At 65.5% G+C, this 13,688-nt stretch carries 12 protein-coding genes and 2 tRNA genes; all 14 read right to left on the bottom strand.

Features of this window, described 5'->3' with window-relative positions; genetic code table 11:
* Nucleotides 1–419: NADH-quinone oxidoreductase subunit H (locus Q8S40_RS24470; RefSeq protein ID WP_305672493.1), on the bottom strand; the 419-nt coding region annotated here is incomplete at its 3' end.
* A gap of 4 nt (nt 420–423) precedes the next feature.
* Nucleotides 424–2,463, bottom strand: a complete 2,040-nt coding sequence (nuoG, locus tag Q8S40_RS24465) for an NADH-quinone oxidoreductase subunit NuoG (protein WP_305672492.1) — start codon at nt 2,461–2,463, stop codon at nt 424–426.
* A gap of 5 nt (nt 2,464–2,468) precedes the next feature.
* On the bottom strand, nt 2,469–3,776 hold the full coding sequence (gene nuoF / locus Q8S40_RS24460) for an NADH-quinone oxidoreductase subunit NuoF (RefSeq protein WP_305672491.1): 1,308 nt from the start codon (nt 3,774–3,776) through the stop codon (nt 2,469–2,471).
* Nucleotides 3,777–3,779: 3 nt separating this feature from the next.
* The gene (locus Q8S40_RS24455) at nt 3,780–4,406 is read right to left on the bottom strand and encodes an NAD(P)H-dependent oxidoreductase subunit E (RefSeq protein ID WP_305672490.1); all 627 of its coding nucleotides are present in this window, start codon (nt 4,404–4,406) and stop codon (nt 3,780–3,782) included.
* Nucleotides 4,403–5,608, bottom strand: a complete 1,206-nt coding sequence (locus tag Q8S40_RS24450) for an NADH-quinone oxidoreductase subunit D (protein ID WP_305672496.1) — start codon at nt 5,606–5,608, stop codon at nt 4,403–4,405. The genes Q8S40_RS24455 and Q8S40_RS24450 overlap by 4 nt, the downstream gene beginning before the upstream one ends.
* A gap of 29 nt (nt 5,609–5,637) precedes the next feature.
* The gene (locus Q8S40_RS24445) at nt 5,638–6,300 is read right to left on the bottom strand and encodes an NADH-quinone oxidoreductase subunit C (protein WP_305672489.1); all 663 of its coding nucleotides are present in this window, start codon (nt 6,298–6,300) and stop codon (nt 5,638–5,640) included.
* Entirely contained in the window at nt 6,293–6,853 is a 561-nt protein-coding gene (locus Q8S40_RS24440) for an NADH-quinone oxidoreductase subunit B family protein (RefSeq protein ID WP_304815911.1), read from the bottom strand. Before Q8S40_RS24440 ends, Q8S40_RS24445 begins: the two co-directional genes overlap by 8 nt.
* An 82-nt stretch (nt 6,854–6,935) precedes the next feature.
* Entirely contained in the window at nt 6,936–7,304 is a 369-nt protein-coding gene (locus Q8S40_RS24435) for an NADH-quinone oxidoreductase subunit A (RefSeq protein WP_305672488.1), read from the bottom strand.
* Nucleotides 7,305–7,601: 297 nt separating this feature from the next.
* Nucleotides 7,602–7,678: transfer RNA gene (locus Q8S40_RS24430), tRNA-Asp, on the bottom strand.
* 317 nt (nt 7,679–7,995) lie between these two features.
* Nucleotides 7,996–8,067: transfer RNA gene (locus Q8S40_RS24425), tRNA-Val, on the bottom strand.
* 113 nt (nt 8,068–8,180) lie between these two features.
* The gene (locus Q8S40_RS24420) at nt 8,181–8,453 is read right to left on the bottom strand and encodes an HU family DNA-binding protein (RefSeq protein WP_304815914.1); all 273 of its coding nucleotides are present in this window, start codon (nt 8,451–8,453) and stop codon (nt 8,181–8,183) included.
* Between the two features lie 304 nt (nt 8,454–8,757).
* Complete coding sequence (gene lon, locus Q8S40_RS24415) at nt 8,758–11,178, bottom strand: endopeptidase La (protein ID WP_305672487.1); 2,421 nt, start codon at nt 11,176–11,178, stop codon at nt 8,758–8,760.
* Nucleotides 11,179–11,355: 177 nt separating this feature from the next.
* Nucleotides 11,356–12,612, bottom strand: a complete 1,257-nt coding sequence (clpX, locus tag Q8S40_RS24410) for an ATP-dependent Clp protease ATP-binding subunit ClpX (protein ID WP_305672486.1) — start codon at nt 12,610–12,612, stop codon at nt 11,356–11,358.
* 178 nt (nt 12,613–12,790) lie between these two features.
* Entirely contained in the window at nt 12,791–13,435 is a 645-nt protein-coding gene (locus Q8S40_RS24405; protein ID WP_304815917.1) for an ATP-dependent Clp protease proteolytic subunit, read from the bottom strand.
* Between the last annotated feature and the right edge of the window lie 253 nt (nt 13,436–13,688).

Raw genomic sequence — 13,688 nt, 5'->3', positions numbered from 1 at the left:
GAGTTCGAGGCCCAGCCGGCGATGATGATTCCGTAGACGCCGAGCGAGGAGATCGCGAACAGATAAAGGATGCCGACATTGATGTCGGCGATCGCCCAACCGTCATTCACCGGGATCACGGCCCAGCCCAGCATCGCCAGGATGAAGGTGATCATCGGCGCCATGATGAACAGCGCGCGCGACGCGCCGGAAGGAATGATGGTCTCCTTCATCAGCATCTTGATGGCGTCGGCGAAGGGCTGGAGCATGCCGAAGATGCCGACGACATTCGGCCCCTTCCGCATCTGCATGGCGCCGAGCACCTTGCGTTCCGCCCAGGTGAGGTAGGCGACGCCGAGCAGCAGCGGCACCAGCAGCGCCATGGTCTGCGCGACCGTCAGCGCGAGCACGCCCAGAGGCGTGGCGAGGAAAGCGTCCATGTCCCTACTCCGCCGCGACCGGCATCGGCGCGGCGTAGGTCGCCGCACATTGCGCCATCACGTCCGATGCGCGGGCAATGACATCCGCCTGGTGGTAGTTCGCCAGCGGCAGCACGAAGGGCGCAGCGGACATCGCAGATGGGTCGGCAGCCGGGCCAGTGGCGTCCGCCACGAAGCGACGCTCCAACCCCTCATCCAGCGCCATCGCGTCACGCAGCGCGGCCAGGCTATCGAAGGACAGCGTGGCGCCCAGAGCCTCGCTGGCCGCGCGGATGATGCGCCAATCCTCACGCGCCTCGCCGGGCGGATGCACGGCCAGGTGCCCACGCTGCACGCGGCCTTCCGTGTTCAGCCAGGTGCCGTCCTTCTCGGTATAGGCGGCGCCCGGCAGGATCACGTCAGCGCGGCCGGCAATGCGGTCGCCGTGGTGACCCTGATAGATCACGAAGGTCTCGGCCGGGATGGTCGCCGGGTCCACGCCATCCGCGCCCAGCAGCCACAACGCATCGACGCCGCCATTCAGCATCTGGCCGATATCCTGGCCCGAGGCCCCCGGCAGGAAGCCGAGCGCCAGGGCGCCCACCTGGCCGCCGAACAGATGCAGCAGGTTGAAGCCGTGCCAATCCTCGCGCAGCGCATCCGCCTGGCGCGCCACTTCCCAGGCCGCGGCCAGCACCGCCAACCCATCGGCGCGCATCAGCGCCCCGCGGCCGAGCAGCACCATCGGACGCTTGGCGGTCTTCAGCACTTCCATGAAGGGGTGCGAGCCATCCAGCAGCGCGCGAATCGCGTCCGGCCCCTCCCCCAGATGTTCGTGCGCATAGGTCAGGTCGATGCCGGCCGGGCCGATGCGGCCCACCGGGAAGCGCCCGGCGACCCAGCGCTTGCGGATGCGGGCGTTGATGACAGGGGATTCGGTGCGCGGGTTGCTGCCGATGATCAGCAGCGCATCCGCTTCCTCAATGCCGGCGATGGTGGTGTTGAAGCGATAGAAATCCGGCCGCGTCACATCGACGGCGGCGAAATCCGTGCGGCAATCCAGATTCTCGGAGCCGAGCTTCGCCATCAGCGCCTTCAGCGCGAACATGCTTTCGGCTTCCACCAGATCACCGGCGATGGCGCCAATGCGCTCGCCGCGCATTCCCTTCAACTTCGTGGCGATGGCGGCAAAAGCCTCCGGCCAGCTTGCCTGCCGCAGCCCACCATCCACGCGCACCCATGGCCGATCCAGCCGCTTGCGCTTGAGGCCGTCGAAGGAAAAGCGGCCGCGATCGGCCATCCATTCCTCGTTCACATCCTCATTGATGCGCGGCAGGATGCGCAGCACTTCCGGGCCGCGCGTGTCGATGCGGATGTTGGTGCCGGTCGCATCCTGCACATCGATGCTGTCCGTCTTCCGCAGCTCCCACGGCCGCGCCACGAAGGCGTAGGGGCGCGAGGTCAGTGCGCCGACCGGGCAGATGTCGATGAGGTTGCCGGAAAGCTCGGTGGTCAGCGCCTTCTCGACATAGGTGCCGATTTCCATCGCCTCACCGCGACCCGTGGCACCCAGCTCCGGCACGCCGGCCACTTCCGCCGCGAAGCGGACGCAGCGCGTGCACTGGATGCAGCGCGTCATGATCGTCTTGATCAGCGGCCCGACATACTTGTCCTTCACCGCCCGCTTCGCCTCGCGGTAGCGGGAATGGTCCATGCCGTAGCCAACCGCCTGGTCCTGCAGGTCGCACTCGCCGCCCTGGTCGCAAATCGGGCAATCCAGCGGGTGGTTGATCAGCAAGAATTCCATGACGCCGCGGCGCGCGTTCCGCACCACAGGGCTGTCCGTCTTCACCACCATGCCATCCGCGACCGGATAGGCGCAGGAGGCGACGGGCTTCGGCGCCTTTTCCACTTCCACGAGGCACATGCGGCAATTGCCGGCGACGCTCAGCCGCTCGTGGTAGCAGAAGCGCGGAATTTCCTTGCCCGCGGCCTCGCACGCCTGCAGCACCGTGGCGCCGTTCGGGACCTCGACCTCGATCCCGTCTACCGTGACCTTCGCCATCGCCGTTACTCCGCCGCCATCGGCAAGGACGGCGCGGCATGCGCGGCCTTGTACGCGGCGATGCGCTCTTCCATCACCGGCCGGTAGTGCCGGATCAGCCCCTGCACCGGCCAGACACCACCATCGGCCAGCGCGCAGATGGTGTGGCCCTCGATGCGCCGGGTGACTTCCTCCAGCACGTCGATTTCCTCGATCTCCGCGCGGCCCTGCACCATCCGGTCCATCATGCGGCTGACCCAGCCCATGCCCTCTCGGCACGGCGTGCACTGGCCGCAGCTCTCATGCTTGTAGAAACGCGACAGGCGGGCGATGGCGCGGACGATGTCGGTGGACTTGTCCATGACGATCACGCCCGCCGTGCCGAGGCCCGATTTGTGCTCGCGCAGCGCATCGAAATCCATCAGCACGTCGTCGCAGATATGCTTTGGCAGCAGCGGCGTCGATGAACCACCCGGGATGACGCACAGCAGATTGTCCCAGCCGCCGCGCACGCCGCCGGCATGACGCTCGATAAGCTCCCGCATCGGGATGCTCATCTCCTCCTCGACATTGCAGGGCTTGTTCACATGGCCCTGGATGCAGAAGATTTTCGTGCCGGAATTCTTCGGCCGGCCGAAGCCCGCAAACCACGCCGCGCCACGGCGCAGGATGGTCGGCACCACGGCGATGGTCTCGACGTTGTTCACCGTGGTCGGACAGCCATAGAGGCCGACAGCAGCCGGGAATGGCGGCTTCAGCCGCGGCATGCCCTTCTTGCCCTCAAGGCTCTCGATCAGCGCCGTCTCTTCGCCGCAGATATAGGCGCCGGCGCCGCGATGCACATACAGGTCGAAATCCCAGCCCGACCCCGCCGCGTTCTTGCCCAGCAGCCCGGCCGCATAGGCCTCGTCAATGGCGGCATCGAGAACACGGCTCTCATTGAAGTATTCGCCGCGGATATAAATGTAGCCGGCATGCGCGCCCATGGCGAAGCCGGCGATCAGGCAGCCCTCGATCAGCGTATGCGGATCGTGGCGGATGATGTCGCGATCCTTGCAGGTGCCCGGCTCGGATTCATCGGCATTCACCACCAGGTAGTGCGGCCGCTCGCTCGCCTGCTTCGGCATGAAGGACCACTTCATGCCGGTCGGGAAACCCGCGCCGCCGCGACCGCGCAGGCCGGAGGATTTCATCTCCTCGATGATCCAGTCACGACCCTTGGCGAGGATCCCGCCCGTGCCGTCCCAGTTGCCACGCTTCTGCGCAGCGGCAAGCCGCCAATCCTGCACGCCGTACAGGTTGGTAAAAATGCGGTCCTTGTCGGAGAGCGCCATTGCCTATTCTCCCCCTGCCACAACGACCCCGGGCACATCGACGAGCGTCAGCGGCCCGCCTTCCGGCGCACTGGTCTGGCGACCGATGCTGCTGCCCGGCGTCGGACGCTCACCGCGCTTCAGCGCCTCGATCAGCGCCACGGTGCGTTCGTAGTCCAGGTCTTCGAAGTAGTCGTCATCCACCTGCAACACCGGCGCATTCACGCAGGCGCCGAGGCATTCCACCTCGGTCAGCGTGAACAGCCCATCGGCCGAGGTCTGGCCGACCTGCACATGCGCCGCATCATGGCAAGCGCGCATCACGTCATCCGAGCCGCGCAGCATGCAGGGCGTTGTGCCGCAGAGCTGAAGGTGGTGGCGCCCGATCGGCTTCATGTTGAACATGAAGTAGAAGGTCGCGACCTCGTACACACGGATCGGCGCCATGCCGAGGCGCCCCGCGATGACATCCATCGCCACCTTCGGCACCCAGGCACTGCCGGTGCTGCGACCCATCTGGCGCTGCGCGACATAGAGCAGCGGGATGACGCCGGAGGCCTTCTTCGCCTCCGGATATTTGGCGAGAATTTTCCCGATTTCGGCTTCGCTCGACTCGTCGAAGGCGAAATGCGTGGGCTGTTCGAAGCTCACCGGTCGATCTCCCCGAACACGATATCGAGGCTGCCGATGATGGCGACGGCATCCGCCAGCATGTGCCCCTTCGAAAGCGCCTCCATCGCCTGCAGATGCGCGAAGCCGGGCGCGCGGATCTTGCAGCGATAGGGGCGGTTGGTGCCGTCGGCCACCATGTACACACCGAACTCACCCTTCGGCGCCTCGGTCACCGTATAGGTCGCGCCCGCGGGCACGTGATAGCCCTCGGTATAAAGCTTGAAGTGATGGATCAGGCTTTCCATCGACCGCTTCATCTCGCCGCGGGACGGCGGCACGATCTTGTGGTCGGCGATCTTCACCGGGCCGGGGCGGATGTGGCTGAGGCACTGCTCGATCATGCGCAGCGACTGCCGCATTTCCTGCATCCGCACCAGGTAGCGATCATAGCAATCGCCCTGCACGCCGACCGGGATTTCGAAATCGAGCTGATCGTACATCTCGTAGGGCTGCGACTTCCGCAGGTCCCAGGCGCAGCCGGAGGCACGCAGGCAAGGCCCGCTGAAACCCCAGGACATCGCCTGTTCCGCGGACATCACACCGATATCGACGGTGCGCTGCTTGAAGATGCGATTCTGCGTCAGCAACCCCTCAAGCTCATCGAGGAATTTCGGGAAGCGCAGGCACCAGGCGCCGATCCGATCCTCAAGCCCCGCCGGCAGATCCTTCGCGACGCCACCGGCCCGGAAGTAGTTCACATGGTAATGCGAGCCACCCACCTGCTCGTAGAATTCCAGCAGATGTTCGCGCTGCTCGAAGCCCCAGAGTGACGGCGTGATCGCTCCCACGTCCAAAGCGTAGGTCGTGACATTGAGGAGATGATTTAGGATTCGCGTGATCTCCGCGAACATCGTGCGGATCCACTTGGCGCGCAGCGGCACATCATTCTCGATGCCGAGCAGCCGCTCCGTCGCGAGAACGAAGCTGTGCTCCATGCACATCGGCGAGACGTAATCCAGCCGGTCCATGTAGGGCATGGCCTGCAGGTAGGTCTTGTACTCGATCAGCTTCTCGGTGCCGCGATGCAGCAGGCCGATATGCGGATCGGCACGCTCCACCACCTCGCCCTTCATCTCCAGGATGAGGCGCAGCACGCCATGGGCCGCCGGATGCTGCGGGCCGAAATTGATGGTGTGCGTTTCGGCGTCGAACAGCTTCTGGGACGCGTTCGGCCCATCCATCTGTGGCAGGCCGGAGATCAGCTCGGTGCTCATGATTGGGGCCCCTCGATCTGCCCGCGCTCCGTCCGAACCTGGTGCACCTTCTCGTCGCCCGGCAGCGTGGTCATGCCTTCCCACGGGCTGAGGAAGTCGAAGGACCGGAAGTCCTGGGTCAGCACGACGGGCTCGTTCACCACCTGCTTGCGCGTCTCGTCGTAGCGGACCTGCACATGGCCGGTGAGCGGGAAATCCTTGCGCAGCGGATGGCCCTCGAAGCCGTAATCGGTCAGCAGGCGGCGCAGGTCGGGCTGGCCATCGAAGACGATGCCGTACATGTCCCAGGCCTCGCGCTCATACCAAGTGGCGGCGGGCCAGACGTTGATCAGGCTCGGCACCGGCGTCGCCTCATCGGTCGAGACCAGCACGCGCACGCGCTGGTTCAGCGCCAGGCTGAGCAGGTTGTAGACCACCTCGAAACGCTCCGCGCGTTCCGGCCAGTCCATGCCGCAGATGTCCATCACCTGTTCGAAGGCGAAGCGCGGATCGTCGCGCAGCATCTCCATCAGCGGCACGATCCGGTCGCGGCGCGCGCGCAGCACCAGCTCCGCCCCGCGTTCCACGAACACCTCCTCCACCACATTGTCCCCAACCAGGGCATCGGCGGCTTCGGCGATGGCGGCGCCCAGCGCCTGCAAGGCTTGCGCGTCAACCACGGAGGATGGTCCCCGTCCGGCGGATCTTTTTCTGCAGTTGCAGGATGCCATAGACCAGCGCCTCCGCCGTTGGCGGGCAGCCCGGCACATAGACATCGACCGGCACGATCCGGTCGCAGCCGCGCACCACGGAGTAGCTGTAATGGTAGTACCCGCCGCCATTGGCGCAGGACCCCATGGAGATCACCCAGCGCGGCTCCGACATCTGGTCGTAGACCTTGCGCAAGGCGGGGGCCATCTTGTTGGTCAGCGTACCGGCCACGATCATCACGTCCGACTGCCGCGGCGACCCGCGCGGGATGATGCCGAAGCGGTCGAGGTCGTAGCGCGCCATATAGGCGTGGATCATCGGCACCGCGCAGCAGGCCAGGCCGAAGGTCATCGGCCAGAGGCTGCCGGTCCGGGCCCAGTTCACCACCTTGTCGAGGTTGGCGATGACGAAGCCTTTTTCCTCGATCTCCCCGGTGATGCCGCGCACCACCGAATCCTGCTGGGCGCCGGGGGGCAGAGCCTCCCGGTTCCAGGCGATCGCGTTGCTGTCCGAACCGCTCATGCTGTTCTCCGGGCGCCCCGCCGGCGCCCCTTGTCGGAAGGGCCGAGGCCCCTCATCGTGACTGGGCCTTGCAGCCCGGCCATCATTCCCAGTCCAGCGCGCCCTTGCGCCACTCATAGATGAACCCGACCGTCAGCACGCCAAGGAAGCCCATCATGGACAGGAAGCCGAACCAGCCGATCTCACCTAGCGTCACCGCCCAGGGAAACAGGAAGGCCACTTCCAGGTCGAAAATGATGAACAGGATGGCGACCAGGTAGAATCGCACATCGAATTTCCGGCGCGTGTCATCGAAGGGCTCGAAGCCGCATTCATAGGCCGAGAGCTTCTCGGCATAGGGCTTCTGCTTCGCAGCCAGAAGCGCACCGCCCACCATCGCGCTGGCAATGACGGCGGCGATCCCGAGGAAGACCAGGATCGGGAAATACTCTGCCAGCAGCGGCTGTGTCATGGGGCCTCGGCTGTCCTTGCCTGTCCAGGGTGCCACACGGCGCCCTTGCTGTTCCACCTGCGCGTCAAGGCAGGGCTGTCTGCGCCAATCCCGCAGGCCCCGTCCCTATCGCGTTGCAGCGCAGCGGAGATTAGCCTCGCTGCGCTTCCTCCGCCATAGGCCCTCTGCATGATGAAAGCGTTGACATGCGGCAATGTCCGGCGGGCATGACAGCCGAAATGCAGAAAACAGGATTTAGGGCGCACACCGTTTGGTGCACACCCTGATCCTGTCATCTACTGGGAAAACCTGTTCGCGTGGCGCGAGTGACGGGGCTCGAACCCGCGACCTCCGGCGTGACAGGCCGGCGCTCTAACCAACTGAGCTACACCCGCCCGCGAACAGTGAAACGGGGAATAGGGGCGCGGCGGCACCCTGTCAACAGCCCCTCGCATGCGGGCAAACGCTGCCGGGCGAGGCCCGGAGAACCCTCGGGTTGAGCAGCGGCCACAGTATTTCCCGCGAGTCGCGTGATCCATCCACGGGGCCCCGGCGCTGCCGTTTGGCGCCGGGCCGGACCGCAGCGCCGCCTGGCCATCAAGTTCAGGGACGAAAAATTGGGAATTGGGCGCCGCGGGCCGCGCCATTGGCGACGGAGCCTCGCCGCGTATGCCCGCATCGGGGGATTACCCGGGGCCCTGCCGCGGGAGAATGGGCGCTGACGGGATCGAACCGCCGACCACCTGTGTGTAAGACAGGCGCTCTACCGCTGAGCTAAGCGCCCCTCGCCGCCCTTGCCGTAGCGCCTCAGGCTGGCTGCGCCAAGGCCCCTGAACGGCAAAAGGGCCGGCCCCTGCGGGTCGGCCCTTTCACCACTGGCTGCCAAAGGCGGCAGTCTCAGTTCACCGCGTCCTTCAGGCCCTTGCCGGCCTTGAAGCGGACGGTCGTCGTCGCCGGGATCGCAATCTCCTCGCCCGTGCGCGGGTTGCGGCCCGTGCCAGCCTTGCGGCTGGACGTGCTGAAGGTGCCGAAGCCGACGAGACGGACCTCGGCGTTGTTCTTCAGGGCCTTCTCGATCGCCTCGAAAACTGCGTCCAGAACATCGCCCGCCTTGGCCTTGGGAAGATCGGCAGCCTCCGCAACAACGTTAACCAAATCCTGCTTGTTCATGTGGGACCCCCCTTCAGGTTCCTGTGCATCTTGCATGGTGGTACGGGCGCGAATCAGCCCCGTCTTGGGGGCACACTAGGAGCGCGCTTTCTGCGGCGTCAACGCCACGCCAGCCGATTCGCCGCGGATATCCGCCATTCGTGCGGGTCGTGCAGCAGAAACCACCAGCGAGTGCCGTTTCCAGGCTGCGCCAACACGGAAATCGCAATCATTTCGTGAGAACGGGACAAGGAAAAGCCCAAAACGACGAAGGGGTGCACGCCGAGCTGGCGCACACCCCTCCCCGTTCATCCCGGCCGGCTTGTCAGTGCGGACGAACCGCCGCCCCGTCGCCCGTGCCGCCGCCTGCGCCCTGAGCCGGCTCCGCCGGCTCCTCCCAGGTGATGGCCTCGGGCTTCCGCACCAGGGCCTGGGAGATCACCTCATCCGCGTGGCTGACCGCGATGATGGTCAGGTTCTTCTTCACGTTGTCGGGGATCTCGGCCAGGTCCTTCTCATTCTCCTTCGGGATGAAGACGGTGGTGACGCCGGCCCGCAGCGCCGCCAGCAGCTTCTCCTTCAAGCCGCCGATCGGCAGCACGCGCCCGCGCAGCGTGATCTCGCCCGTCATGGCGATATCCTTGCGGACCGCGATGCCGGTGAGGACGGAGACGATGGAGGTCGCCATCGCCACGCCGGCGGAGGGACCGTCCTTCGGCGTCGCGCCTTCCGGCACATGGACGTGGATGTCCCGCTTCTCGAACACCGTCGGCTTGATGCCGAAATTGATCGAGCGGCTGCGGACATAGGACAGCGCCGCGGAGACGCTTTCCTGCATCACGTCGCCCAGCTTGCCCGTGGTCTTCACCGCGCCCTTGCCCGGCAGCACCACCGATTCGATGGTGAGGATCTCGCCACCCACCTCGGTCCAGGCAAGGCCCGTGACGACGCCCACCATGTCCTCGGCTTCCGCCTCGCCGTAGCGGAACTTCCGGACGCCGGCGAACTTGTCCAGGTTCTTGACGGTGACCGTCACCTTCTTGGACTTCTTCGCCACGATCTCCTTCACCGCCTTGCGGGCGATGCCGGCCAGCTCGCGCTCCAGGTTGCGTACCCCTGCCTCGCGGGTGTGGTAGCGCACCATATCGCGCAGCGCCTCGTCCGAGATGGACCACTCGGCGGGCTTCAGGCCATTCGCTTCGCTGACCTTGGGCAGCAGATGGCGCTTGGCGATCTCGACCTTCTCATCCTCGGTGTAGCCGGGGATGCGGATGATCTCCATGCGGTCCAGCAGAGGCTGGGGCATGCGCAGGCTATTGGCGGTGGTGACGAACATCACGTCCGACAGGTCGTAATCGACCTCCAGGTAATGGTCGTTGAAGGTGCCGTTCTGCTCCGGGTCCAGCACTTCCAGCAGGGCGGAGGAAGGGTCGCCGCGCCAATCGGCACCGAGCTTGTCGATCTTATCCAGCAGGAACAGTGGGTTGGAGGATTTTGCCTTTTTCATCCCCTGCAGAACCTTGCCCGGCATGGAGCCGATGTAGGTCCGACGATGGCCACGTACCTCGGCTTCGTCGCGGACGCCGCCCAAGGACATACGAACAAAATTGCGGCCGGTCGCCTTGGCGATGGACTTGCCGAGCGAGGTCTTGCCCACACCGGGCGGGCCGACCAGGCACAGGATCGGACCACGGATCTTCGGGCTGCGCGTCTGCACCGCCAAATACTCGATTATCCGTTCCTTGATCTTCTCAAGGCCGTAGTGATCCGCGTCCAGCACCGCTTCCGCCGCGACGATGTCGTTGCGGATCTTGGTCTTCTTCTTCCACGGAATGGACAGCATCCAATCCAGGTAGTTGCGGACCACGGTGGCTTCGGCAGACATGGGCGACATGGTCTTGAGCTTCTTCAGCTCGGCCATCGCCTTTTCGCGTGCTTCCTTGGTCAGCTTGGTGGCCTTGATCTTGGCCTCCAGCTCCGCGGATTCGTCCTTGCCTTCCTCGCCCTCGCCGAGTTCCTTCTGAATCGCCTTGAGCTGCTCGTTCAGGTAGTATTCGCGCTGCGTCTTCTCCATCTGCCGCTTCACGCGGCTCCGGATGCGCTTTTCCACCTGCAGGACGCCGATCTCGGATTCCATATGGGCGAAGACGCGCTCGAGCCGCGGGCCGACGCCCTCGATCTCCAGCAGCTCCTGCTTTTCCGAAATCTTGAGGTTAAGGTGGCTGGCCACCGTATCGGCCAGCTTGGCCGGCTCCTCGATCTGGTTGATCGAGACCAGCACCTCGGGCGCGATCTTCTTGTTGAGCTTGATGTATTGCTCGAACTGCGCGACCACGGTGCGGGCCAGCGCCTCCAGCTCACGCCCTTCCGGCTTCGGCGGCTCCTCGGCGGTCGCGGCGAAGGCCTCGAAATAGGGATCGGTGCCCTTATAGGCGTCGATCCGGGCGCGGCGGCCGCCTTCGACCAGCACCTTCACGGTGCCGTCCGGCAGCTTCAGCAGTTGCAGCACCGTGGAGACGGTGCCGACCTTGTACAGATCATCGGCGCCCGGGTCGTCCTGGGCAGCGTTTTTCTGCGCGACCAGCAGGATCTGCTTGTCATCACGCATCACCGCTTCCAGGGCGCGGACGGATTTCTCGCGTCCGACGAACAGCGGCACGATCATGTGGGGGAAAACGACGATGTCACGCAGCGGCAGAACGGGGAGCAGCTCGCCGCGGACGGGTTCGGTGGGATTAGCCGCCATATCGGACCTCACTTTGGACGATCGGCGCTGAAGCCGCCCCCAGGCCACCCGACGGGGCACCTGGTTCCTGGCACGGCTCCCGGCGCCACGGGATTGTCAGACAGATGGCCCCCCTTCCCCACCACCACAAGGCGCGCCGGATGCGGGCGCCTCGTGCCGGGGAGGCCACCTCCATGCTCACCCCGCAGATTGCTCCGCGGGGCGTTCACCATAGATGAACAGCGGGCTCGCGCGGCCTTCGGCCACCTCCCGGTTCACCACCACCTCCTCGATATCCTCGAGGCCAGGCAGGTCGAACATGGTGGTGAGCAGGATCGCCTCCATGATGGAGCGCAGGCCGCGGGCGCCGGTGCGGCGCTGGATGGCGCGCATCGCCACGGACTTCATGGCGTCCTCGGTGAAGGTGAGCTTCGCGCCCTCCATCTCGAACAGCCGCTGATACTGCTTCACCAGCGCGTTCTTCGGCTTGGTCAGGATCTCGATGAGCGCCTTCTCATCCAGATCCTCCAGCGTCGCCACCACCGGCAGGCGGCCGATGAATTCCGGGATCAGGCCGAATTTCAGCAGATCCTCGGGCTCGACCTCCTTCAGGATGGCACCGGTGCGGCGTTCATCCGGCGCGCGGACCTCGGAGCCGAAGCCGATGCCGGAGCCCTTGCCGCGGGAGCCGATGATCTTCTCCAGCCCCGCAAAGGCGCCGCCGCAGATGAACAGGATGTTGGTCGTGTCCACCTGCAGGAATTCCTGCTGCGGATGCTTCCGGCCACCCTGCGGCGGAACGGAGGCCACGGTGCCTTCCATGATCTTCAGCAGCGCCTGCTGCACGCCTTCGCCGGAGACGTCCCGCGTGATGCTGGGGTTGTCCGACTTGCGGCTGATCTTGTCGACCTCGTCGATATAGACGATGCCGCGCTGGGCGCGCTCCACATTGTAGTCGGCGGCCTGCAGCAGCTTGAGGATGATGTTCTCGACATCCTCACCCACATAGCCGGCTTCCGTCAGCGTGGTCGCATCCGCCATGGTGAAGGGCACGTCGAGGATGCGGGCCAGCGTCTGCGCCAGCAGCGTCTTGCCGGACCCGGTGGGGCCGATCAGCATGATGTTGGACTTGGCGATCTCGATCTCGCCGGTCTTCCCGCCATGCGCCAGGCGCTTGTAATGATTATGCACCGCGACCGAGAGGACCTTCTTGGCGTGGTCCTGCCCGATGACGTAATCATCCAGCACCTTGCAGATCTCGCGCGGCGTGGGAACGCCATCACGCGACTTGACGAGGTGCGTCTTGTGCTCCTCGCGGATGATGTCCATGCACAGCTCGACGCATTCATCGCAGATGAACACGGTAGGTCCGGCGATAAGCTTCCGGACCTCGTGCTGCGATTTGCCGCAGAACGAGCAGTACAGGGTGTTCTTCGAGTCGCCGGACTTGCTCATGCGCGCTCCGAAAGCCTCAAGCCGCGGCCGCCTCGCAGGCTGACGGACCGGGACACCTGCCCCCCGGCTGGGGGGCGGGAAACGAAAGAAGATAGCCCCGCAATCGCGCGGGGGAAAGTGCAACAAGCACCGTGACAGTGCCGGGGCGGCAAACCGCCGCCCCCGGGCGCCATCGCGTTCAGATCTTCACCGGGTCCGTGGGCGGCACCGGCCGCTGTTCCACCACCTGGTCGATCAGCCCGAAGTCGCGGGCTTCCTCGGCCGTCATGTAGGTATCGCGCTCCATCTTGGCCTCGATCTCCGCAAGCGGCTGGCCGGTATGGTGCACATAGATGCGGTTCAGGCGCTCCCGCGTCTTCAGGATCTCACGCGCCTGGATGGCGATGTCCGTCGCCTGGCCCTGGGCGCCGCCGGAGGGCTGGTGGACCATGACCATGCTGTTCGGCAGGGCGAAGCGCTTGCCCTTGGCGCCGGCGGTCAGCAGCAGGCTGCCGGCGGAGGCGGCCATGCCGAGGCAGACGGTGGAGACCGGGCTGCGGATGTACTGCATGGTGTCGTACATCGCGAGGCCGGCCGTCACCACGCCGCCGGGGCTGTTGATGTAGAAGGCGATTTCCTTGTTCGGGTTCTCGCTTTCCAGGAACAGCAGCTGCGCGCAGACGAGGGAGGCAACCTGGTCGAAGATCGGCCCGGTGATGAAGATGATCCGCTCCTTCAGCAGGCGCGAATAGATGTCATAGGCCCGCTCACCCCGCGCCGTCTGTTCGACGACCATGGGGACGAGCGCGTTGTTGTAGAATTCGACCGGATCGCGGTCACGCATGGTGGTCCCTTTCATGCCCGTCCGTCACCGGCCTGGGCGAAACATTCCCGGCTTAGTCCCCCCGGCCGGGCAACCGAAGCCGCAGCCTGACAGCGAATCTCTGCCATTCCCTTTAAGATGGGGAAAGCCGCGCGCCTCGCAAAGCCCCCCCTGCCCGGCGCGCCCCGCCAGGTGGTCCGGCGGCGCGCGGAGTTGGGGGCTGCGGCGGCACTTGGCAAGCCCCGCAAAACAAACGGGGCGGGGCCTGTTGGCA

This window comes from Falsiroseomonas sp., assembly GCF_030695085.1.
In the GTDB taxonomy this organism is placed as follows: Bacteria; Pseudomonadota; Alphaproteobacteria; order Acetobacterales; family Acetobacteraceae; genus Falsiroseomonas.
Note: the sequence above shows the minus strand (reverse complement) of the source record. Positions and strands in the feature narration are given on the sequence as shown.